The 21843-nt window shown below is 67.6% G+C and carries 28 protein-coding genes; 7 read left to right on the plus strand and 21 right to left on the minus strand.

The window, feature by feature from the left end; all coding sequences use genetic code 11:
• Positions 1-6 precede the first annotated feature (6 nt).
• Positions 7-516: a hypothetical protein gene (locus tag AC3WRV_RS14705; protein WP_291834989.1), complete on the plus strand. Its 510-nt coding sequence runs from the start codon at positions 7-9 to the stop codon at positions 514-516.
• Positions 517-591: 75 nt separating this feature from the next.
• Here the strand turns inward: AC3WRV_RS14705 and AC3WRV_RS14710 are convergent, their stop codons facing one another.
• The 5 genes from AC3WRV_RS14710 to AC3WRV_RS14730 all read right to left on the minus strand — a co-directional run bounded on the left by AC3WRV_RS14710 (position 592) and on the right by AC3WRV_RS14730 (position 4431).
• Positions 592-777, minus strand: a complete 186-nt coding sequence (locus tag AC3WRV_RS14710) for a CsbD family protein (RefSeq protein WP_291834986.1) — start codon at positions 775-777, stop codon at positions 592-594.
• Between the two features lie 157 nt (positions 778-934).
• Positions 935-1453 carry an NUDIX domain-containing protein gene (locus AC3WRV_RS14715; protein ID WP_492313835.1) on the minus strand — a complete coding sequence of 173 codons (519 nt, stop codon included), beginning with the start codon at positions 1451-1453 and terminating at the stop codon, positions 935-937.
• A 1-nt stretch (position 1454) separates the two neighbouring features.
• Positions 1455-2501, minus strand: a complete 1047-nt coding sequence (locus AC3WRV_RS14720) for a sensor histidine kinase (protein WP_291834981.1) — start codon at positions 2499-2501, stop codon at positions 1455-1457.
• Positions 2498-2923, minus strand: a complete 426-nt coding sequence (locus tag AC3WRV_RS14725; RefSeq protein ID WP_492313836.1) for a response regulator — start codon at positions 2921-2923, stop codon at positions 2498-2500. Before AC3WRV_RS14725 ends, AC3WRV_RS14720 begins: the two co-directional genes overlap by 4 nt.
• A complete protein-coding gene (locus tag AC3WRV_RS14730; protein WP_492313837.1) occupies positions 2923-4431 on the minus strand; it encodes a sensor histidine kinase in 1509 nt (502 codons plus the stop codon). The genes AC3WRV_RS14725 and AC3WRV_RS14730 overlap by 1 nt, the downstream gene beginning before the upstream one ends.
• Before the next feature lie 130 nt (positions 4432-4561).
• On the opposite strand from AC3WRV_RS14730, the gene AC3WRV_RS14735 reads away from it, so the two are divergent.
• The gene (locus AC3WRV_RS14735; protein WP_492313838.1) at positions 4562-5269 is read left to right on the plus strand and encodes a hypothetical protein; all 708 of its coding nucleotides are present in this window, start codon (positions 4562-4564) and stop codon (positions 5267-5269) included.
• Position 5270: 1 nt separating this feature from the next.
• On the opposite strand, the gene flhA is transcribed toward AC3WRV_RS14735, so the two are convergent.
• The 11 genes from flhA to AC3WRV_RS14790 form a co-directional block, all read right to left on the minus strand.
• The gene (gene flhA / locus AC3WRV_RS14740; RefSeq protein ID WP_291839434.1) at positions 5271-7361 is read right to left on the minus strand and encodes a flagellar biosynthesis protein FlhA; all 2091 of its coding nucleotides are present in this window, start codon (positions 7359-7361) and stop codon (positions 5271-5273) included.
• 13 nt (positions 7362-7374) lie between these two features.
• Positions 7375-8298, minus strand: a complete 924-nt coding sequence (bla, locus tag AC3WRV_RS14745) for a class A beta-lactamase (RefSeq protein ID WP_492313839.1) — start codon at positions 8296-8298, stop codon at positions 7375-7377.
• A 3-nt stretch (positions 8299-8301) separates the two neighbouring features.
• On the minus strand, positions 8302-9699 hold the full coding sequence (gene flbD / locus AC3WRV_RS14750; protein ID WP_492313840.1) for a sigma-54-dependent transcriptional regulator FlbD: 1398 nt from the start codon (positions 9697-9699) through the stop codon (positions 8302-8304).
• A 59-nt stretch (positions 9700-9758) separates the two neighbouring features.
• Complete coding sequence (gene fliN, locus AC3WRV_RS14755; RefSeq protein WP_291832583.1) at positions 9759-10091, minus strand: flagellar motor switch protein FliN; 333 nt, start codon at positions 10089-10091, stop codon at positions 9759-9761.
• The gene (locus tag AC3WRV_RS14760) at positions 10091-10741 is read right to left on the minus strand and encodes a FliH/SctL family protein (protein ID WP_492313841.1); all 651 of its coding nucleotides are present in this window, start codon (positions 10739-10741) and stop codon (positions 10091-10093) included. The genes fliN and AC3WRV_RS14760 overlap by 1 nt, the downstream gene beginning before the upstream one ends.
• Position 10742: 1 nt before the next feature.
• Positions 10743-11768: a flagellar motor switch protein FliG gene (gene fliG, locus AC3WRV_RS14765; RefSeq protein WP_492314088.1), complete on the minus strand. Its 1026-nt coding sequence runs from the start codon at positions 11766-11768 to the stop codon at positions 10743-10745.
• A gap of 14 nt (positions 11769-11782) precedes the next feature.
• Positions 11783-13429 carry a flagellar basal-body MS-ring/collar protein FliF gene (fliF, locus tag AC3WRV_RS14770; RefSeq protein ID WP_492313842.1) on the minus strand — a complete coding sequence of 549 codons (1647 nt, stop codon included), beginning with the start codon at positions 13427-13429 and terminating at the stop codon, positions 11783-11785.
• 95 nt (positions 13430-13524) lie between these two features.
• Entirely contained in the window at positions 13525-14601 is a 1077-nt protein-coding gene (flhB, locus tag AC3WRV_RS14775; protein ID WP_291832573.1) for a flagellar biosynthesis protein FlhB, read from the minus strand.
• Complete coding sequence (gene fliR, locus AC3WRV_RS14780) at positions 14594-15364, minus strand: flagellar biosynthetic protein FliR (protein WP_492313843.1); 771 nt, start codon at positions 15362-15364, stop codon at positions 14594-14596. Before fliR ends, flhB begins: the two co-directional genes overlap by 8 nt.
• A 7-nt stretch (positions 15365-15371) precedes the next feature.
• Positions 15372-15635, minus strand: coding sequence for a flagellar biosynthesis protein FliQ (fliQ, locus tag AC3WRV_RS14785; RefSeq protein ID WP_291832566.1), 264 nt, complete (start codon positions 15633-15635; stop codon positions 15372-15374).
• Between the two features lie 92 nt (positions 15636-15727).
• Complete coding sequence (locus tag AC3WRV_RS14790) at positions 15728-16123, minus strand: MarR family winged helix-turn-helix transcriptional regulator (RefSeq protein ID WP_492314089.1); 396 nt, start codon at positions 16121-16123, stop codon at positions 15728-15730.
• A 233-nt stretch (positions 16124-16356) separates the two neighbouring features.
• Between AC3WRV_RS14790 and AC3WRV_RS14795 the strand changes: the two genes are divergently transcribed.
• The 4 genes from AC3WRV_RS14795 (at position 16357) to AC3WRV_RS14810 (ending at position 19341) form a co-directional block, all read left to right on the plus strand.
• Entirely contained in the window at positions 16357-16923 is a 567-nt protein-coding gene (locus AC3WRV_RS14795) for a DUF308 domain-containing protein (RefSeq protein ID WP_492313844.1), read from the plus strand.
• A 64-nt stretch (positions 16924-16987) separates the two neighbouring features.
• On the plus strand, positions 16988-17563 hold the full coding sequence (gene folE / locus AC3WRV_RS14800; RefSeq protein WP_291832556.1) for a GTP cyclohydrolase I FolE: 576 nt from the start codon (positions 16988-16990) through the stop codon (positions 17561-17563).
• A gap of 60 nt (positions 17564-17623) precedes the next feature.
• Positions 17624-18136: a hypothetical protein gene (locus tag AC3WRV_RS14805; RefSeq protein ID WP_492313845.1), complete on the plus strand. Its 513-nt coding sequence runs from the start codon at positions 17624-17626 to the stop codon at positions 18134-18136.
• Positions 18137-18192: 56 nt separating this feature from the next.
• The gene (locus tag AC3WRV_RS14810) at positions 18193-19341 is read left to right on the plus strand and encodes an acyltransferase family protein (protein WP_492313846.1); all 1149 of its coding nucleotides are present in this window, start codon (positions 18193-18195) and stop codon (positions 19339-19341) included.
• 7 nt (positions 19342-19348) lie between these two features.
• On the opposite strand, the gene AC3WRV_RS14815 is transcribed toward AC3WRV_RS14810, so the two are convergent.
• The 5 genes from AC3WRV_RS14815 to flgB all read right to left on the minus strand — a co-directional run bounded on the left by AC3WRV_RS14815 (position 19349) and on the right by flgB (position 21414).
• The gene (locus tag AC3WRV_RS14815) at positions 19349-19798 is read right to left on the minus strand and encodes a GFA family protein (RefSeq protein WP_492313847.1); all 450 of its coding nucleotides are present in this window, start codon (positions 19796-19798) and stop codon (positions 19349-19351) included.
• Entirely contained in the window at positions 19795-20181 is a 387-nt protein-coding gene (locus AC3WRV_RS14820) for a VOC family protein (RefSeq protein WP_492313848.1), read from the minus strand. The genes AC3WRV_RS14815 and AC3WRV_RS14820 overlap by 4 nt, the downstream gene beginning before the upstream one ends.
• A gap of 82 nt (positions 20182-20263) precedes the next feature.
• Complete coding sequence (fliE, locus tag AC3WRV_RS14825; protein ID WP_291832542.1) at positions 20264-20563, minus strand: flagellar hook-basal body complex protein FliE; 300 nt, start codon at positions 20561-20563, stop codon at positions 20264-20266.
• A 9-nt stretch (positions 20564-20572) separates the two neighbouring features.
• Positions 20573-20959 carry a flagellar basal body rod protein FlgC gene (gene flgC / locus AC3WRV_RS14830; protein ID WP_291832540.1) on the minus strand — a complete coding sequence of 129 codons (387 nt, stop codon included), beginning with the start codon at positions 20957-20959 and terminating at the stop codon, positions 20573-20575.
• A gap of 50 nt (positions 20960-21009) precedes the next feature.
• A complete protein-coding gene (gene flgB, locus AC3WRV_RS14835; protein ID WP_492313849.1) occupies positions 21010-21414 on the minus strand; it encodes a flagellar basal body rod protein FlgB in 405 nt (134 codons plus the stop codon).
• Positions 21415-21564: 150 nt separating this feature from the next.
• On the opposite strand from flgB, the gene AC3WRV_RS14840 reads away from it, so the two are divergent.
• Positions 21565-21840, plus strand: coding sequence for a flagellar biosynthetic protein FliO (locus AC3WRV_RS14840; protein ID WP_291832537.1), 276 nt, complete (start codon positions 21565-21567; stop codon positions 21838-21840).
• Positions 21841-21843: the final 3 nt, after the last annotated feature.

The following is a 21843-nucleotide window of genomic DNA, read 5'->3' on the forward strand; positions in this document are numbered from 1 at the left end:
CCCCCAATGCTGACCGCCGCCGTGCTTTCCGCCCTGATGCTGCAACAGGCCGCGCCCGGCCCGGTCGTCTGGACCGCGCCCGCGGAGCCCGCTCCCGCCGTGACCGCGACAGCCGCCGCCCCCGCGATTCCCGACTGGGCCCGCGCCGATCCGTTTGGCTATGAGCGCTCGGAATGCAGCCCCCTGATCCGCGCGGCCTCGGAGCCGATGGAGGCATGCCAAAGCCGCGTGCGCCTCGCCCTGGCCGCCAATCTCGGCGACGCCCTGCCCGCCGGCCTGCGCCCCAGCGGATCGCCGGACAACTGCCGCCAGGAAGCGGCCGGCGACCGCTATGCGATGCAGTGCGGCGCGCCGAGCCGCAGCGTGCCCGCCGGCCCGGATCTGAGCGACCGGAACTGCACGACCCGACCCGCCGTCACGAACCAGGGCGCGGTCGCCTTCCGCGAGGAATGCACGGTCGGCGGCCGGGAGGTTCGCGAAGAAGGCCTGAAGATCAACCTCGGCCGCCGCGACTGAATCCCCTCAGGCGGATACGCGAACGCCGCGCTCCCGGAGGGAACGCGGCGCTTCGAAATGCAGGATCGGACGGTCCTAGCTGCGCTTGTCGCCGCGCAGGGTGTCCTTGAGGCCGCCGACGGCGTTCTGGATCTTGCCGGCGGCCTGGTCGGCCTTGCCTTCCGCTTTCAGCTTTTCGTCGCCGGTGATTTTGCCGGCGAGTTCCTTGGCCTTGCCGCCGATGTTCTTGGCGGCGCCGTCGATACGGTCTTGATCGGGCATCAGAGTCTCCTTGGAAGAGCGCCGAGGGGAGGACGGCGCTTCGATAGGAGAACGGGCGAAGGCGGAGCGATGTTCCCGCCCGCGTCACAGTGTGCGGGACCGTACGGAGATCAGCCCTAGAGCGAAATCGGTTGAGCTGGACGCTGTCCAGCTCGGCTCAGATTTCGCTCCAGTTTGATGCTGGACCATTTTTTGGATTCAGGTCGATCCGACCTGAAGCAAAAATGGTCTTGCGCCGCAACCACGCCGCCACCGCCCAGGCATGGGCGTCGTGGCGCAACTCGTTCAGGGCGGTGTGCGGATGCAGCCAGACCAGCTCGTGATCCGCCTCGACCTTGGCCGAGGGATCCAGCGAGACCTGTTCGGCGATCCAGTAGCCGCCGGTGTTGTTGAGAGGCTCGCCGGTCGATTTGCGGAAGAACTGGGAGGCCTCGGCGATGCGGGCGAAGGGGCGAACGGTCATGCCTGTCTCCTCCACGAACTCGCGGATCAGCGCCTGTTCCTCGTTCTCGTCGCCATCCACCGCGCCGCCCGGCAGGTCGTAATAGCTGCCCTCGCCGCGATCGACCCGAACACAGGCCAGCTTGCCGTCGTGGAAAACCAGGCCGAAGGCGGTGGGGCGCAGGACATAGTCGAGCCCAGGCTCCGCAACGCCGAACTGCAAGGCGGCGGTCATGTCAGAGATCGAAGGCCAGGCGCGCGCGAACGCCCTTGTGCGCCCGGTCGAACTCGACCGTCGAACGCAGGCCCGAGGCCATGGCCGAGATGATCTTGCCGCCCAGACCGGTGCCCTTGGGGGATCCGTCACCCATGCCCGGGCCGTCGTCCTCGACGGTCAGCAGGGCACGGCCGTCAGCGTCGGCGCGCAGGATGACGCGGATCTCGCCCCCTTGCCCGGGCGCGTAGGCGTACTTCACCGCATTGGTGACCAGCTCGGTGACCACCACGCCAAGGGAAACCGCCTGATCGGTCGACACCCGCAGGGGCTCGACCTCAAGCGTGATGGCGGGCGAGCCCGCGCCCGGTCCCACCGACTTGCCCAGCTCGTCGATCAGGCCCTTCAGGTACTCGTCCATGTCCACGGAGGTCATGTCGCCCGAGGTGTAGAGGCGGCGGTGGACGTGGGCGACGGCCTCGATGCGGGCTTGGGATTCCTTCAGCGCCGCCCGGGCGCCCTCATCGGCGAGGTGGCGCAGCTGTAGCGACATGAAGCTGGACACCAGCTGCAGCGAGTTGCCGACACGATGGTTGACCTCGCGCAGCATGGCCTCGGCGCGGTCGCGGGCGAGGCGGACCTGTTCCTGCGCCTCGTCATGCTCGCGCTGCAGGCGGCGGCGCCGCACCGCTTCCTCGACCGCGTTGCGCAGCAGGGCGGTGAAGTCCTCGGACACGTCCTTGATGACGTAGTCGGCGGCGCCGGCGCGCAGGGCGGCGACGGCGATACGCCCCTCCTGGGCTCCGGTCACATAAACCACCGGCGGCGGGTCGGTCAGAGCGACGATGTCCGGCAATACGTCCAGCCCGTCGCGGCCGGGCATGTAGTGGTCCAGGGCCACGGCGTCGAAATCGCCCGGACGCGTGATGAGAAGGTTCAGCCCCGCATCCCCGTCGGGGGCGCAGGAAACGGCGTAGCCGTGACGCCCGAGCTCCTTCTCGACCAACCGCGACAGTCCGCGGTCATCGTCGATGTAGAGCAGGCGGATGACCTCCCCGTGGGTCTTCACTCGATCTCCGGCGCCTGCATGACAGACAGGAAAAGCCCGAGCTGGCGGATAGCTCCCGCAAAGCTTTCGTAGTCGACCGGCTTGGTGATGTAGACGTTGCAGCCCAGATCGTAGCAGCGCTGGATCTCGACCTTGTCGTCCGTGGTGGTCAGGACGACCACCGGCGCGCGGCGCAGTCGCTCGTCGTTCTTGACCTTCTCCAGAATGTCCGTGCCCGACATGTCCGGCAGGTTCAGGTCCAGCAGGATCAGCAGCGGCCCGTTGGCCTTGACGGGGGCGCTGAACAGATAGTCCAGGGCGGAGCTGCCGTCGGCGAAGTGCGCGATATCATTGGCGATGTTGGCGCGGCGGATATTCTTTTCGATCAGCTTGGCGTGACCGAGATCATCCTCGATCATGACGATCTTGACGGAACTGCTCATCAATAATCTCCGGGGCCGGCAAGGGTCAGGCGTGTGGGGAATTTGAGAGTGAATGTCGAGCCCTTTCCGAGCTCTGAATCCACTGCGATATCTCCGCCGAGGCGGCGAACACTGTTGCGCACGAACGCCAGTCCCAGGCCTTCACCGGCCCGATCCTGGCGGCCCGACCGGCGGAACAGCTCGAAGATGCGCTCGTGATCCTTGGGCGAGATGCCCCGGCCGTTGTCCTCAATGCGGTAGACGTTCCAGTCGCCCTGCACCTCTCCCGAAACGACGATGCGGCCCGGGCGGCCCTGCTCGAGGTATTTGACGGCGTTGTCGATCAGGTTGCCGAACACCTGCTCGACCGACAGCCGATCGCTGTCCAGCCGGGGCAAGGGCTCCACGACGACCTCGGCATCGGCGGACTCGGTCTGGTGGCGGACGCTGTCGGCGATGCCCCGCACCATCTGCGTCATGTCCAGCAGTTCGGGGACCAGCGTCCGGCGGCCTTCGCGGGACAGCTTCAGGATGGCGTTGATCAGCCGGTCCATCTTCTCGGTCGAGGCGCGAATGAAGCCGATGGCCTCCGGCATGTCCTCGCGGACGGCCACGATGATCTCAGGGTCCACCTTCCGGCGGCTCTCGGCCTCGACGATCGCCTTGTCGATGACCTTGCCGACCTGTTCCAGCTCGGAGGTGTAACCCATGACGTTGACCAGGGGCGCGCGCAGGTCGTGGCTGACGATATAGGCGAAGCGCTGGATTTCCTCGTTGGCGCGGGTCAGGTCCGATGTCCGCTCGCGGACCTTGGCTTCCAGACCCGCGTTCATGCGATGCACCGCATCCCGGGCGGCCTGGATTTCGGCCACATAGCGGCGGATCAGCCAGGCGCTGACGCCGGCGAGGACGATGATCAGCACGCCGCCGATGGCGTTGACCAGAACCGTGATGCTGCCGGCCCATTCGGACTGGCGGGTCCGGAACTGCATCCGGGTATCCAGAATCTCGTCGATGCTGGACGCCTCGCTGCGGAAGGCGTCCATCGTCGCCTTGCCCTCATTGCCGCGCACCACCCCGAGGGCCTGCCCCAGACGCCCGGTGCGCGCCATGACGATGGTCCGTTCCAGCTCGGCGTCCTTGGTCTCCGCCAGCTGGCGCAGGTGGACGACGCGTGGCTCGATGTCCGGATCACCGCGCGACAGCTCGGTCAGCTCGGCCAGGATGTTCGGCAGGTCGCGGGAGGCCTCGTCGTTGATCTCGAGATATTCTGCGTTCCCGGTCAGCAGGAAGCCCCGCTGTCCCGTCTCGGCGTCGATCAGCCGGATCAGCACCGTCCGCGTCTGGCGGCGCAGCAGTTGCGCCTTCTCGACCTCGTCGTTGAAGGTCGCCGTGCGGCGGATCATCACGAAGGTGGCCGCGTTGCTGGCCAGCAGCAGGACAATCGCGAGCGCGAGAAGGCCCGCGACCCGACGACCCAGGGTCGGCGTCCGCAAAAACTGGCCCAGGGCCTCAAGCGTGTCGCGCAACGCCGAACTCATCGGATACGAGCATTAGCGTCGCGCTTTGCCCTGTCCAGTCGCGCGCAGGGAGAAACTCTCGCCGAGTTGAGGATTTAGGGTAAAGATCGTCGGGTCTTGTTCGGGGGAAGAGGCGCAAATGGTCTGGTGGTGGTGGATCGTACCGGCGGTCGTGGGACTGATCGGACTGGTGCTTTTGTTCAAGGGCCTGGGGGCCCTGTTCCGGGGCAAACTCCTCTCCGGCCTCCTGGGCGGCGTCGGCGGAGCCGGCTTCATGGCCGTGGCGGCGATCGCGGCGCTGCTGGCGCTGGACATCCAGACCTATTCGCGGCTGGTCTATGAGCGGCCGGTGGCGACCATCACCACCCGCCAGCTGGGCCCCCAGTATTACGAAGCCACTGTCATCCAGCCCGGCAACGGCGAGAACATGCCGGCGGCGACCAATCTGTATCCGCTGCACGGCGACGAATGGCGCATCGAGGCCCAGGTCCTGAAATGGAAGCCGTGGGCCAATGTCCTGGGCCTGAACACCCAGTACCGGCTGGACCGCCTGTCAGGCCGTTATCAGTCCATCCAGCAGGAGATCAACGCCGAGCGCAGCGTGCATCCGCTGTCGATGACCGAGGCGGACAACGGCCAGTCGTGGAAGATCAGCACCTGGGATACGGCGCGGAAGTACCGCAAGTACGTCGACGCCGTGGACACCCTGTACGGCGGCGCGGCCTATATGCCGATGGCCGACGGGGCGCGCTACGACGTGTGGATCACCCAGTCCGGCCTGATCGCCCGCCCCGCCAACGACGTGGCCCGCAACGCCTCGGCCGGCGGCTGGGTCTCGGTGGACTGATCTAGACCGAGCCGATGGTCCGCAGGCGCGCCTTGGGGTGCACCTCGTTCTGGCTCATGACCACGGTCTGGCCGCGGAAGCGCTCGATGATGGAGCGCACGTAGGGCCGCACCTGCGGCCCGGTCAGCAGCACCGCCGTCTCGCCCGCCATGGCGGCCCGCTCGAACACGTCGCGGACGGCGCGGATGAAGTCCTGCAGGCGCGAGGGGGCCATGGCCAGTTGCTTGTCTTCGCCGGGGCCGATCAGGCTTTCGGCGAAGGCGGCTTCCCACTCGGGCGACAGGGTGACGATGGGCAGGGCGCCGTCGTCGCCCTTGTGCTGCCAGCACAGCTGGCGGGCCAGGCGCGCGCGGACGTGCTCGACCAGGGTGGTGACCGAGCTGGTGTGCGGCGCGGCCTCGGCCAGCCCCTCCAGAATGGCGGCCAGGTCGCGGATCGAGACCTTCTCGCGCAGCAGGGACTGCAGGACGCGCTGCAGGGTGGTGACGGTGACCACCGAGGGGATCAGTTCGTCGACCAGCTTCTTCTCTTCCGTGCCCAGTTCCTTCAGCAGCTTCTGCACCTCGGCGTAGGAGAGCAGGTCGGCCATGTTCTCCTTGAGGATTTCGGTCAGGTGGGTGGTCAGCACCGTCGACGGATCGACGATGGTGTAGCCGCGGAAGGTCGCTTCCTCGCGCAGGCTTTCGTCGATCCAGGTGGCGGGCAGGCCGAAGGCGGGCTCGCGCGTGTGCTCGCCCGGCAGCTCGACCTGACGGCCGGCCGGATCCATGGCCATGAGGGAGCCCAGGCGCACCTCGCCGGTCCCGGCCTCCATCTCCTTGATCCGGATCGCATAGCCCTGGGTGCCCAGGCGCATGTTGTCCAGGATGCGCACCGACGGCATGACGAAGCCGTACTCCTGGGCCAACGAACGGCGCAGGGCGCGGACCTGGTCCGTCAGGCGGCGGCCCTCCAGATCGTTGATCAGCGACAGCAGGGAATAGCCCAGCTCGATCTTGACCTCGTCGATGGTCAGGGCGGTGCCGATGGGCTCCTCGACATCCTCCTTGGGACCGGCTGCGGCCTGGGCGATCTCGGCCTCTGTCGGCTGAGGCTTGAGCCGCTGGCGGCCCAGCCGCCAAGCCATGAAGCCCGCCCCCGCCGCCAGGGCCATGAAGGGGATCAGCGGCATGCCGGGGATGACGCCGATCAGGGCCGAGGCGGCCGAGACGACGCCCAGGCTGACGGGATTGGTGGCCAGCTGACTGACGAAGGCCTTGTCCGCCGTGCCCTCGACGCCCGCCTTGGACACCAGGAAGCCGGCGGCGATCGAGATGATGATGGCCGGGACCTGGGTCACCAGACCGTCGCCGATGGTCAGCTGGATATAGGTATTGGCCGCCTCGCTGATCGGCATGCCGTGCGAGATGACGCCGATCAGGATACCGCCGATGGCGTTGATGAAGGTGATGATCAGGCCGGCCACGGCGTCGCCGCGCACGAATTTGGACGCACCGTCCATGGCCCCGAAGAAGGTCGATTCCTGCTCCAGCTCCTTGCGGCGCAGCTTGGCCTGGTCTTCGGTGATCAGGCCGGACGACAGGTCGGCGTCGATGGCCATCTGCTTGCCCGGCATGGAGTCCAGGGTGAAGCGGGCGGACACTTCCGCGATCCGGGTCGAACCCTTGGTGATGACCACGAAGTTCACCACCAGGATGATCGCGAAGATGATCACCCCGATGATGAAATTGCCGCCCATCATCAGCTCGCCGAAGGCGGCGATGACCTGACCGGCGGAGGCGTGCCCCTCCTGCCCATGGGTCAGGATCAGGCGCGTGGAGGCCAGGTTCAGGCCCAGACGGAACAGGGTCGAGACCAGCAGCACCGTCGGGAAGATGGCGAAGTCCAGCGGCCGCTTCATCATCACGGCCGTCATCAGGATCAGCACGGACGAGACCAGCGAAATGGCCAGCAGCAGGTCCAGCAGGAATTTCGGCACCGGCAGGATCAGCAGCATGATCACGCCGATCACGCCGACGGCCATCAGCACCTCGCCGCGCATCAGCCAGCCGCGCATGTCCAGCGCGGTGGGACGGGCGTAGCCGTCCTTCATCAGGACGGGAGCGTCAGTCATGGCCGAGCGCCTTCAGCGTGATGCGGGTCGCCTCGGCGATGACCGCTTCGTTCTGCTCCGATGATGAAGAGCGGTCGGCGTGGTAGTAGATCGCCAGCGTGATCGGCGCGCCGGACGGGGGCGTAAGCACGCCGATGTCGTTGGTCGGACCATAGCCGCCGGTGCCGGTCTTGTGCGCCACGGTCCAACCGGCGGGAACGCCCGCCTTGATCCGGCCCGGACCGGTGGGGGTGTCGATCATCCAGCGCGTCAGAAGAGCCTTCGAGCTTGGGCTCAGCGGAGTCTCGGCCGAGACCAGCAGACGCTCGATGTTGTCCACGGACTGGGCCGGCGTAATCGTGTCCTTGTCGCCGTCCAGACGGTTCATTTCCGGCTCGAGCCGATCGACGCGCGTGCTGTCGTCGCCGATGCCCCGGTAGAAGGCGCGCAGAGCGTCCAGCCCCCCCATCTCGCGGATCAGGATGTTGGCGGCGGGGTTGTCGCTGAGCTCAACCGTCCCCTGCATCAGTTGCTGGACCGTCAGGGTCGAACCGACCGCCGGCTCCGTGGTCGGGGCATGGTTGAGCATGTCGGCGCGGGTGATCGGGATCGCCCGATCCAGACGTTCGTGACCGGCCTGCACCCTCAGCAGCGTCGCGGCGGCCAGGTACATCTTGAAGGTCGAGCAGTAGACGAACCGCTCACTGCTGCGCCAGACCACGCGACGACGGTTCGTGGTGTCCACGCCATCAAGGCCGATCCGTCCGCCATAGGCGGCTTCCAGGCCGGAGAGGTCGAGGTGCCGCGGCAGGCCGGCGAGCCTGTGGGGCGTGTCCGACTGAGGGCCAGCCGCCGCTTCAGGCGAGGGCCCGCACGCGGCCACAGCCAGCGCGCCGAGGCCGGTCAGGACGCTTCTGCGGTCCGTTCCCGTGGTCATGGATCAGGCGGCCGCGTAGCCGCTGGAGGCGACGCCCGACTGGGGCGCCGGGATCGACGTGCCCTCGTCGGCGTATTCGTTCAGCTTGTTGCGCAGGGTTCGGATCGAGATGCCCAGGATGTTGGCCGCGTGGGTGCGGTTGCCCAGGCAGTGCGACAGGGTGTCGAGGATCAGGGTCTTCTCCATCTGCGCGACGGTCTGGCCGACGTGCGAGCGGGTGACGACGTCGGCGGCGTGGGCCGCGCGGGCGGCGGGGCCGGCGTCAGCAGCGGCCGCGCCATAGGCGCCGGCGGTCAGCGGCTGGCCGTCCGGCAGGCGGATGGCCTCGACGTCGATCTCGGGCCCGACCGCCAGCAGCACCGCGCGGTGCATGGCGTTCTCCAGCTCGCGGACGTTGCCGTTCCAGCGGTGGGTGGTCAGGGCGCGCTTGGCTTCGGCCGAGATCGGACGCACCGGCACGCCGTTGGCGGCGGCGTATTTCTTGACGAAGTGGTCGGCCAGGGCCGCGATGTCGCCCGGACGCTCACGCAGCGCCGGCAGGCGCAGGTTCACGACGTTCAGGCGGTACAGCAGGTCTTCCCGGAAGGTCCCCTCGCTGACCGAGCGGGCCAGGTCGCGGTTGGACGTGGCGATGATGCGGATGTTGACCGGAACGGGCTTGGTGCCGCCGACGCGGTCGATGATGCGCTCCTGGATGGCGCGCAGCAGCTTGGCCTGCAGGCGGACGTCCATTTCGGAGATTTCGTCCAGCAGCAGGGTGCCGCCGTCGGCTTCCTCGAACTTGCCGATGCGGCGGGCCAGGGCGCCCGTGAAGGCCCCCTTCTCATGCCCGAACAGTTCCGACTCCAGCAGGTTGTCGGGGATGGCCGCACAGTTGACGCTGATGAAGGGGCGGTCGGCGCGCTTGGACCCGCTGTGCAGGTAGCGCGCCATGACTTCCTTACCGACGCCGCTTTCGCCGGTGATCAGGATCGAGGCTTCCGAGCGCGCGACCTGGTCGGCCAGCTGGATCACGTGCTTCATCGACGGATCGGCCGAGATCATCGGGCGCTCGTCGTCAGCGACCGCCGACAGCACCGCCGCAATCAGGTCGGCTTCCGGCGGCAGGGGGATGAACTCCTTGGCCCCCGCGCGGATGGCGTTGGCCGCGTCCGTGGCGTCGGCGTCGACGCCGCAGGCCACCACCGGCACGTGGATGCGCTCGTTCTCGTTCGCCGCGATCAGGGCGGCGATGTCCACGCGGTAATCGACCATCAGCAGGTCGGCCCCCTGCCCGCGACGCAGTTGCTCCGTCGCCTGATCGCCGCGCTCGACGTGCTGGACCTTGGCGCCGTGCGCCATGGCCATCTTCACCGCCGTCGCCAGCTGTCCGCTGAGCCTGCCAACCACCAGAAGCCGCATGGGTCTTCTCCTTCAAATCCTACGCACCGGTCCGCTCCGCGGGCCCGGGTGCAACACCATCAGGCGTTGCTGTCCTCGATCTTGATGATTTCCGTCATGGTCACGCCCAGACGGTCCTCGACCACCACCACCTCGCCGCGGGCGACGAGACGGTTGTTGACGAAGATGTCGATCGCCTCCCCGACCTTGCGGTCCAGCTCCAGCACGCTGCCGCGGTTCAGCTTCAGCAGCTGGGCCACGGACATGTGGGCCTTGCCCAGCACGGCGGAGATGTTGACGGGCACGTCGAAGACCGGCGCGAGATCGTGCGCGGTCTTGTCGGTGTGCTCTTCATGTTCTGCGAGGGCGGTGGAGTCCGGAAACTCCTCCAACGCCATGGTGTCGGTCGCCATCAGGACCTCCCGTTCAGGGTTTCAGCGTGCCCGGCCTCGGCGGCCAGGGCGGAGTTCAGCGCTTCGGCCATGCGGGCGAAAGCGTCGGCGGGATCGAAGTCGGCGCGTCCGTCGGCCCATTCCAGGCGGAAGGCGGCCGGGGGCAGGCCCGGCTCGTCGCGGAAGGCGACGATGCCCGAGAAGCCAGCGTCGGCGCCCAGTTGCTGCAGACGGGCGCGGGTCTCGTCGGTCAGGTCGCCGGTGCGGATGACCAGGCGCGGAGAGGCGTCGATCTCCTGCCCCAGGGCTTCCAGCGCAGCCTGCAACGGCGCCTCCGGGAAGCGCTCCAGAGCGGCCGCAGCGACGACCCGGGCGGCGGCCATGGCCAGCTCGGCCGACTGTTCGCGGTGAGCTTGGGCGATCTGGGTCAGGGCCGGCGCCGCGGCCTCGAGCGCCTGACCGATGCTCGACAGGGCCATGGCCTGGATGCTGGCGATCTCGGCCAGCGCCGTCTCGCGCGCCTCCACCGAAGCCTGCGCCACCAGCGCCTCGACCTCGCCCTGGGTCCAGGCGCGCTTGGTCGGACGCCAGCTCGAACCGCGCACGACCTCGCCGCCGGCGTCGAACTCGGTGTCGAAGAAGAAGGCTTTCGTTTCGGGTTGCGCGCTCATGTCAGTAAATCAACTCGTCGTCGCCGCCCTGGCCGACCAGCATGATCTCGCCCTTGGCGGCGAGATCCTTGGCGACCTGAACCATGGCCATCTGGGCCTGATCGACGTCCTTCAGACGGACCGGGCCCATCGACTCCATGTCCTCGCGCATGATCTTGGCCGCACGCTCGGACATGTTGGAGAAGAACAGTTCGCGCAGGGTCTCGGAGGCGCCCTTCAGGGCCAGCCCCAGCGAGTCCTTCTCGACCGCGCGCAGCAGGGTCTGGATGCCGCCCGGATCCAGCTTGGCCAGGTCCTCGAACACGAACATCAGGGCGCGGATGCGCTCGGCGGCCTCGCGGTTGCGCTCTTCCAGCGCGCCGATGAAGCGGGCCTCGGTCTGGCGGTCGAAGCTGTTGAAGATATCGGCCATCAGCTCGTGGCTGTCGCGCTTGGACGTGCGCGCCAGGTTCGACATGAACTCGGTGCGCAGGGTCTGCTCGATCTTGTCCAGGATGTCGCGCTGCACCGGCTCCATGCGCAGCATCCGCTGCACGCATTCCAGGGCGAAGTCCTCGGGCAGGCTGGTCAGCACGCGGGCGGCGTGGTCAGGTTTGATCTTGGACAGGATCACCGCGACGGTCTGCGGGTATTCGTTCTTCAGATAGTTGGCGAGAACGGCCTCGTTCACATTGCCGAGCTTGTCCCACATGGTCCGGCCGGCGGGCCCGCGGATTTCCTCCATCAGGGCGTCGACGCGATCGCCCGGCATGAAGGAGGCCAGCAGCTTCTGGGTCTGCTCATAGCTGCCCATGACCGCGCCCGAGCCGCTCATGCCCGAGACGAACTCGACCAGCAGCTCCTCGACGACGCTCGCGCTGACGGTGCCCAGCGAGGCCATGGCCTGGGAGATCTCCTTGATCTCCTCCTCATCCAGCCCCTGCCACAGCTTGGTGTGGTCCTCGCCCAGCGACAGCAGGATGACGGCCGCCTTCTCGGGGCCGGTCAGTTTCCTGATGTCATCGACAGCAGGCTTCTTGGTGACCATGCGGGCGCCGGACATCAGCCTTCATGCACCCAGCTGCGGAGGATCGAGGTCGATTCCTCCGGGTGCTTCTCGACGAAGTCGGCGACCTTCTTGACCGACGACGCCTTCACCTGGCCCTCGATCCGGGCGATGTCGAGCCGCTGGTCCATCTCGGACGGACCGCCCAGTTGCGGCAGGGCGGAGCCCGCGCCGCCCACGATGGTGGTCTGCAGCGAGGTGACCGGCTGGCCGCCGGGTCCGGCCAGTTGCGGCTGGCCGCCCGCGCCGGCGCCGGCGCCGGCCGTGGCGGCCTTCAGCAGCGGACGCAGGACGAAGAAGATCAGCAGCAGGCCGGTGATCAGCAGCACCAACAGCTCCACGCCGCGCATCAGGTCGTTCTTGGTGAAGTTGAACAGGGGCGAGCCGCCCTCCTCGCCGCCCGCGGCCGCGACATCGCGATTGAAGCGGACGTTCAGCACCTCGATCTTGTCGCCCCGGCTCTCGTCGATGCCGACGGCGGCGGCGACCAGGGACTTGATCTGGGCGATCTCCTCGGCGGTGCGCGCCGCATAGGTCGGCTCGCCGCCGTTGGCGCCCGGGGTCCACTTGCCGTCGACCGCGACCGAGACGGCCAGCTTCTTGATCTCTCCGGCTTCCTTCACCGTGGTCGTGGTGGTGTTGGAGATCTCGTAGTTGGTGGTCTCGGTGTTCTGGGTGTCGCGCGAGCCCTGCGGAGTCAGGCCCGGAGCCTGACCGCCCGGAATGTTGTTGGTCGCCGTCGCGCCGCCGTCGGTCGCGCCGGTCGTGTCCTGGCTCTCCGAGCCGTTGGTCGAGGTCGAGCGGACGACCTGGCCGTCCGGATCGTAGCGCTGCTCCTGAGTGGTGGAGCGGGCGTGGTCGATCTCGGCGGTGACCTGCACCCGCGCGCCGCCGACGCCCACGACGCCCTCGACGATATCCTTGATGCGCGCCTGAAGCTGGGACTCGGTCTGGCCGCGCGCCTCTTCCGCCGACGCGGAGCTGAAGCCCTCGCCGGCGTTCCCGGCCGCGAGGGTGCGGTTCGAAGTGTCTGTCAGGGTGACCTTCTCAGGCTTCATATTGGGCACCGAGGAGGCGACGACGTTGCGGATGGCCTGGACCTGGGCGCCGGTCAGCTGGCCGCCCGTCACGCCGACGACTACCGCGGCCGTGGGCTCGGCGGCCTGGGACTGGAACAGTTCGCGGCGCGGCAGGGCGATCATGACCCGCGCCGACTGGATGCCGCGCATGGTCTGGATCGTGCGGGCCAGCTCGCCTTCGAGGGCGCGCTTTTCGTTGAGGTTCTGCTGGAATTCGGTCTGACCCAGCACCGACTGATTGTCGAAGATCTCGTAGCCGACGCTGCCGGAGGTCACGAGCCCCTTGCCCGCCACCAGCATGCGGGCTTCGCCCACCTGGTCGCGGTTGACGAAGATGGTCGAGCCGTCGCCCTTGGAGCTGTATTTGATGCCGGCGCCGTCCAGCGCCGTGGTGACTTCCGAGGCTTCGCGCAGGTCGAGGTTGGAATACAGCAGCGCATCCGGCGCCTGGCCGATCCGCAGCATGACGAAGACCAGCATGGCCGCGACGCCGGCGGCGACGCCCAGCACCACGGTCAGTCGACCGATCCCGAATCTCTGCAACGCCGCCGTGAAGCCGCCCACGCGCTCTTGCCCCGATACTCACGCGACTCTGGAACGACCCGCTGGGCAGAAAATGCCGGGCGCGTGGTAAACGCCGCGTTAAGGACGTTGACCAATCAGCGTTTCTTGCGCTGTCCCATGACGAAGCCGATCACTTTCGCCGCGGCTTCGAAATGTTCGCGCGGGATCGTCTCGTCCACATCGACGGCGGCGTAGAGGGCGCGGGCCAGCGGCACGTTCTCGATGATCGGCACATTGTGCTCGCGCGCGAGCTCGCGGATCCGCAGGGCCAGGGCATCGACGCCCTTGGCCACGCAGACAGGCGCGGCGTCGCCCTCGGTGGGCTCGTAGCGCAGGGCGACCGAATAGTGGGTCGGGTTGGTGACGATGACCGTGGCCTTGGGCACGTTCTGCATCATCCGCTGGCGGCTGCGCTGGGCCCGGATCTGCTTCAGCTTGGCCTTGACGTGCGGGTCGCCCTCGGACTGCTTGTAGTCTTCCTTCAGTTCTTCCTTGGACATCTTCATCCGCTCGTTGAAGCGGTAGCGCTGCCACAGATAGTCGGCGCCGGCGGTGAAGCTGAGGAAGATCAGGGCCGCGCTCATCAGGGCGATGGCCAGGTCGCGTGCCAACGGCAGGATGGCGGCGGGCGGCATGGCCGCCAGGTTCTCGAACTCCCGGATATGCGGCTTCATCACCATCCAGCAGATGGCTCCGACGGCGATCAACTTGAGGAAGGTCTTGATGAACTGCACCAGGCCGTCCGGGCCGAAGATCCGCTTGAAGCCCGCCATGGGGCTGACGCGCTCCCACTGCGGCTTCAGCTTTTCGGCGGTGAACATGATGCCGGACTGAGCCAGGTTGCCGCCCGCCCCGCCGATGATGGTGGCCAGCATGACCGCGCCGAGGAAGGGGGCGATGGCCCACAGGGCCTGGGCGCCGATCTCGACGCCGGCGCCCGTCTCCAGCCCGCCCAGCATGGTGTGCGGCGCGGCGATGAAGGGCAGCAGCTGCTCGGCCATCGAGGTGGCGAAATAGCCCCCCATCCCCAGCAGGACCGCCGAGGCGCCGAGCAGGGACGCGGCCGAGCCCACGTCCATGGACTTGGCGACATCACCCTTCTTTCGCGCGTCCGCTAGTTTTCGCGGTGTCGCCTCTTCTGTCTTCGACTCGGGATCGGCGCCTTCAGCCACCGGCGCCTCCCGCGAAGATCTGGGCCAGCGCCCGGTAGCGGTCGATGAAGACCGTGCCGAGCACGCCGAGGCTTAGGGCGAAGATCGACAGGCCCAGGATGACGCTGAGCGGAGCCGCGGCGAAGAAGACCTGGAACTGGGGCATGACCCGCCCGACCAGCCCCGAGGCGAGGTTGAAGATCAGGGCGAAGACCAGCAGCGGCGCCGACAGCTGGACGCCCAGCGCGAAACTGTCGCCCAGCGTGCGGATCGCCAGGGTGGCGAAGTCGCCGGTGACCAGAGGTCTGGCCGGAGCGATCAGCTCGTAGGAGCCGACCAGGCCGGCGATGAACAGGTGATGGGTGTTGGTCGCGAAGATCAGCGTCGTGCCCAGCAGCATCAGGAAGGCCGAGATGGTCGAACCGGGCTGGGCCTGTAGCGGGTTGGCCGTCTGGGCGAAGCTGAGGGTGGTCTGCAGCGAGACGATCTCGCCCGCCGTCGACAGGGCGGTCAGGAAGCTGCGCAGCAGGGCGCCGATCATCAGGCCCACGATGACCTCACGGATGATCCAGCCAGCCATGGCGCCGAGGGTCTGCGGCAGGGCCGGAAGCGCGCCCGCCACCACCGGCCACAGGGCCAGGGTCACGACGAGGGCGAAGGCCAGGCGGATGCGCGGCGGCACATAGCTTTCGCCGACGCCGGGCAGCATTAGCAGCACGGAGCCGATCCGCGCGAAGATCAGCGCGCCTTGCCAGACCTGATCAGAAGTGGCCCAGGGCTCCACCGGCCGGTCACATGCCGGCGATGCGGGCGGCGATCGTGCGCATGAAGCCGCCCAGCAGGGCGCCCATCAGCGGCAGAAACAGCAGCAGGGAGATGAAGATGGCGATGATCTTGGGCGCGTAGATCAGGGTCTGCTCCTGGATCTGCGTCAGGGCCTGCACCAGGCCGATGACCACGCCGACGACCAGCCCGACCAGAAGGATCGGCGCGCACAGCTGGATCGTCAGCCACAAGGCGTCGCGGCCCACATCCAGAACTTCCGCGCCGTTCATTCCACGCTCCACAGGCCGCAGGACGCGCAGCCGAACTGGGCAAGAAATGCCGGGAGTGTGGTTAACAGGGCGCTAACCGGAGGCGCCGCACCTCAGCTATGAGGACGATCGGCGACGAAACGGGCCACCGAGTCCCGGAACGCCTGAACATCCTTGTTCAGCTGCACCAGCTTCTGGACGCTGAGGCCGGCGGAGGCGAACAGGGTCTCGCCGAGACAGGTGCTGCGCGCCTGCATGTCCCGCCCCGCGTTCGTAAGGCGCACCACCACCTGACGTTCATCGGCCGGATTGCGGATGCGGGACACCAGGCCGGCCCCCTCCATCCGCTTCACCAGAGGCGTCACATTGCTTGAATCCAGCCCCAGCCTGCCCGCGATCTCGCCGATGGTCAGGCCGTCGGCCTCCCAAAGGGCGCCGAGCACCAGATACTGGGGATAGGTGATCTCCAGCGCGTCCAGCAGCGGTTTGTAGGCGCGATTTATCGCCATGCTCGCCCCGTACAGCGAGAAGCAGAGCTGCTGGTCCAGGGTCAGGGTTGGGGCAGGATTGGGCAAAACGACTCCTCAGACGGCTCCCGAAGCGAATCCGGGCCGCCTCAAAACATATCGCGACATATAATCCCTGGACAGAGGCGAGCCACCTCGATAGTTATTATATGTCACGACATATTATGTCGCAGCATATCACACCCTCCTCGCTTCCTCATTCCCAAGGATTTCGCATGGCCGCCACCGCTCCCAGCCCCGAACGCGCCGCCGCATTGACCCGCTACTACTTCCTCAGGGCGGGCGTCGCCGCGGCCTGGGTCGCGGCGGCCTTCACCATCGGCGGGGCCAATCCCCTCATCGGAGGCGCGCTTCTGGTCCTCTATCCGGCGTGGGACGCCGTCGCGAACGCGCGGGACGCCCTGGCGAACGGCGGCCTGCGCGCGAACCCGGCCCAGGCCCTGAACCTGGGAGTCAGCGCCGTCGTCGCGCTCGGCGTCGCCCTGTTGATGCAGGTCGATATGGCCCGAGTGCTTCAACTGTTCGGGGCCTGGGCCATCCTGGCGGGCCTGCTTCAACTGCTGGCGGGCGTTCGCCGCTGGCGCGTCTATGGGGCGCAGTGGGCGATGATTCTGAGTGGAGCCCAGTCCGCGCTGGCGGGCGGGTTCTTCATCCAGCAGTCCTTCGCTCCCGTGGTTCCTTCGGTCCTCACGACCGTCGCGCCTTACGCCGCGTTCGGCGCCTTCTACTTCCTCGTCTCGGCCATCGCCCTGACGATCCGGAACCGGCGGCGGAAAGCGTGAAATCAGGGGGAGGTTCGTTTCGTCGAGCCTCCCCTTTCGCGTTCTCCCCCTCTATGAAGGCCCCATGACCAAGCCGACCATCACCCAGTCCGACGCCGAAGCCGCCGTTCGCACCCTGATCGAATGGGCGGGAGACAATCCCGACCGCGAGGGCCTGCTGGACACGCCGGCGCGGGTGGCGCGCAGCTACAAGGAGCTGTTCGAGGGCTATGAGGTCGAGCCGCGCGCCTATCTGGAGCGGACCTTCGAGGAGGTCGGCGGCTACAACCAGATGGTCGTGCTGAAGGACATCCGCTTCGTCAGCTTCTGCGAGCACCATATGCTGCCGGTCGTCGGCGTGGCCCACGTCGGCTACCTGCCGACCGACCGCGTCGTCGGCATTTCCAAGCTGGCGCGCGTGGTCCGCGGCTATGCCCGGCGGCTGCAGATCCAGGAGAAGATGACCTCCGAGATCGCCCTGGCCATCGAGGAGGTGCTGCGTCCCCAGGGCGTCGGCGTGGTCATCGAGGCCGAGCACAGCTGCATGACCCTGCGCGGCGTCAACGCCCCGGGCGCCAGCCTGACCACCAGCCACCTGAGCGGCGTCATGCGCGACGATCCGCGGACCCGGGAAGAGTTCCTGCGGCTGACGCGGACGTAGAACGCTGGTCTTCGGTCGAGCGATCGACCACTGTCCCCCGGCAACGCGCGGGGGATGACCATGGGACTTTTCGACTTCCTGACCGGAACGCGCTCGCCGCCCGCCGGGGCCAAGCGCCAGTCCACGACTGACCTGCGCAAGCGCCTGATGGCCGTCAACCGCGCGACGGCGCCCTTCGTCATCCGGGACGGGAAGAAGGAAGGCGTCGACATGGTCGCCGAATGGCGGATCGTCGACGCCAAATGGTACGAGTTCTTCGCCAAGGCCGGCATCAAGAAGGTCTTCAAGGTCCTGATGAAGTTCGACGAGGCCAAGGGCGAGGTCCGGTCCGTCGATGAGTTGTGGGAAGTCGAATGGCGCGCCGGCGTGCCGACGCTGAGCGCCCGAGGCAGCGCCTCGCGCGGCCAGACGTTCGAAAAGAGCTTCGAGACCGTCTACGCCTTCCGCGAGGACGGATCGTTCGGCGAGGTCTACGACTACGCGTTCGACACCACCGAAATCAAAAACCCGGTGCGGGCCGCCGTCCTTGAGGCGGGCTGGCGCTGGCGCGGCGTCGCCTTCGGCAAGCTGTAACCCGGGGCCGTCACGGCCCGGTCCTTGCGGAATTCGCCTCGAAGGAGGCCCTTCCCATGGCCTGGACCGCGATTTCGACCCGAAATGAAACACCCCCCATCGTTCGGGGCGGCTGGCTCGACGCGTTGCGTTTCATTGTGGCCAGCCTGATCATCCTGCATCACTTCCAGATGTCGGCCCCCGTGCCGCTGGCCGAAGGGCTGCATCCGGTGTTCGAGCGGGGCGGCTTCCTGCTGACCAACTTCTTCCTGATCGACAGCGGCTATGTGCTGATGCGGGTCTACGGCGCCTCGGTCGCCAAGGGCTCGATGTCCGCGGGCGACTTCTTCCTGAAGCGCTATCTGCGCGTGCTGCCCGCTCACCTGATCATGGGCCTGTCGCTGGTCGCGCTGGTCGTCGTCGGCGGCGCCCTGGGGTTCGCGCCCCGGGCGCCCGAATGGTTCCGCTGGGACCAGCTGTGGGCCCAGCTGACGCTGACCCAGGCCTACGGCGTTCCGGGCGGCTACGGCTGGAACGCGCCCAGCTGGTCGATCTCGGCCCTGGTCGGCTGCTACCTGGCCTTCCCGTGGATCCTGCGCCAGCTGATCAAGCTCGGCCCGTGGAGCGTGCTGGGCCTGGGCGTCGGCCTATATCTGCTGGCCAACCAGATCACCTGGACCTTGCTGGGCTATCCCGTCTACCAGATGCCCATGGGCTTCGGCTTCTTCCGCGCCCTGCCGCTGTTCGTGCTGGGCATGTCGCTGGCCTGGTTCGCCCAGAAGGTCTGGATCGCGCCGAAGCTGGCGGGCTGGGCCGGGATCGGCGCGGCCCTGCTGCTGGCCTTCGTCCAGTATTTCGACAAGCACGCCCTGATCTCGCTGGCCTGCATCTCGACCATCATCCTGGCCGCCGGCGCCACGCCGACGCCGCGCGCCTCCAAATTCGTAGAGAAGGCCGCCCAGGTGTCATTCTCGATGTTCATCACCAACGAGGTCGTGCGCATCGCCTGGTTCGGGATCGCCAATGTGCTGATCGCCAAATTCGCCCTGCCCTCGCCGGTGCAGTGGGCCCTGTGGTTCGCGGGCGTGGCGGCGGCCTTCGTCTTCGCCTTCCTGTTCCACCAAATCATCGACACCCCGATCCAGGACCGCGTCCGCGGCTGGCTGAAGTCGCGCCGTCGGTCGGCCCCGGTCGTCGGACAGCCGGTGGTGTCGCTGGAAGGCTGAGTCCCGGCTACATGTAGCCGGTGATCGCCGGCGCCCTGCCCCATTCGTCGGCGGCGCCGTCCTCGTAGCGGATCGGCGCCTCGGCCAGTTCCTCGGGGCTTACGTCGTCCAGCGCGGCGACGTTCACGCACACGAAGTCTCCGCCCATCACCGGCTCGCTGGCGAGGACGAACGCGTAGATCCCGCAGGTCTTGCAGAACGTGTGATCGATCCCGCCTTCGCCGAACCGGTAGTGGGTCAGGTTGTCCGCGCCCTCCAGCAGCCGGAAGGCCTCGGACGGCACGTGGTTCTTCCACATCCGGGTCTTGCGGCAGATCGAGCAGTTGCAGCGCAGCGTGGTCGCGTACCACGGCCCGGGCCGAAGCTGCGGCGAGCGCTGTCCCTCAGGCGCCAGATCGATCTCGCACTCGAACTTCACCGCTCCGCAATGACAGCTGCCGCGCCTCGTCCGGATCATTTCATGCCCTCGATCAGATGAAGAATATTGCCGTCCGGATCCTTGAACCAGACCAGCTTCATGGGGCCAGCCTCGTGGATGTCTCCGTTCAGGGTCAAGCCCATGTCGGGGTAGTGCTCGAACGTCACGCCCTTCGCCCTCAGGTCATCCACCACCGCGAGGAGGTCGCCCTTCATGTCCCAGGTGACGGCGTTGGCCTTGTTCGTCCCGGCGAAGTCGGACCTGTAGACGGTCAGATGCGTCGCCCCGGTGCGGAACCCCAGCACGCCCTGGTCCTCGCTCCCGCCGTCGCGGGTCAGGCCCAGGGTATCCTCGTAGAACGCCCGGGCGCGGGCCAGATCGCTGACGGCGACGATGGCGGACGCGTTGCGGTCCTTCAGCATGACGGTCTCCTTTTCGATATGGGAGAGGCAGCGTCCGGGCCGCGGGTCCGGTTCCCGGCTCAGCTCGAACAGGCCGCCGCCGTCAGATCGGCATCCGCATGATTTCCTGATAGGCGGCGATCACCTGGTCGCGGACGGCCATGACCGTTTCCAGCGAGGCCTCGGCCGAGCTGACGGCGGTGACCACGTCGATCAGGCTGCCCTGCCCCTGCACGGCGGAGGCCATCTGGCCCTCGGCGGCGCGCGAGGTCTGGGTCATGTCGCCCATGACGTTGGTCAGCATCTCGGCGAAGCCGGACTGCTCGGGCGCGGCGGCCGGCGCGGTCGGCATCGCCCCGCCCTGGATCGCCGAATAGGCCTTGGCCGCCATCATGGGGTTCATGGGTCAGCCCTACTTCTTGATGATGTCGAGGGTGCGCGCGTCCATCGACCGCGCCGTCTCGATGACGTTCAGGTTGGCCTCATAGGCCCGCTGGGCCTCGCGCATGTCCATGGCCTCGACCAGGGTGTCGACGTTGGGCCGCAGCACATAGCCCTCGGCGTTGGCCGCCGGGTGCGATGGGTCGTACTCGGAGCGGAAATCGCCCTGATCCGGTCGGACCTCGGCCAGGGTCACGCCGGTGGCGCCGTCGATTTCGCGCGCCTGGAAGACGGGGATCTGGCGGCGATAGGGCTCGCCGCCCGCAGTCTGGGCCGTCGACTGCGCGTTGGCGATGTTCTCGGCGATGATGCGCATGCGCGACTGCTGCGCCTTCAACGCGCTGGCCGCGACAGCCATGGCGCTGTTTCTCGGGGGGACGGGATCAGGCATCAGCTATTCCCTGTTTATCAACGGCCGGGCGCGCGGGCGGCCATGCGGAGCATCTGCATCGACTTCTGATAGAAGCCGATGGCGGCGTCGTAGGACATGCGGCTCTCGGCCATCTTCAGCATCTGCTCCTCGACCACCACCGCGTTGCCGTCGAGCGTGGTCTCGGAGTCCGGCGCGGCGACGGCGTTGAAGCGCGCCCGCTGTCCCGCCGGGGCGATATGCATGGCGCTGGTCCGGGTCATCTGCAGGCCGCCGCCGCTGCGCAGGGCGGCGGCGAAGTCCTTCGGCGCGTTCAGATCGCGGCCGACGTAGCCGGGCGTGTCCGCATTGGCCACGTTCTCGGCGATGACGCGCTGGCGCTCGTCCAGCCAGGACAGGCGGCCCTTGATCTGGCTTAGCAGCGGAAGGTCGGTGAAGCCCACGGGCGTCAAAGTCTCCGGGCGCGGATCGCCCACGGTTCGATGGGCAGAAAATGCCGCCTCCATGGTTAATGAGACGTTATCTCAACGAGACGTTAACCATGATCGCCGAAGTCTGACGCGCCGGAATCAGTCTTCGGCGGGGCCCGTCGCATGAACTTCCTCGATCTGCTCAGGGCCGTGTTCGCCCTGGCTTTCACCCTCGGCATCATCGGCCTGGCGGCCTGGGCGGCCCGGCGGTACGCCCCGCAGCTGCTGGCCAAGCTCAGCGCCGAGCGCGGCGAACGCCGCATGCAGGTGGTCGAGACCCTGGTGCTGGACCCCGCTCGCCGCCTGGTGCTGGTCAAGGTCGATAACGAGGAACGCCTGCTGCTGCTCGGCGAAGGCCGCGAGCTTATTGAGCCGCGCGGACCGGAGGCGGGCCGGTGAGCG

It is taken from the genome of Brevundimonas sp. EU05-FHT14B11 (genome assembly GCF_058790835.1).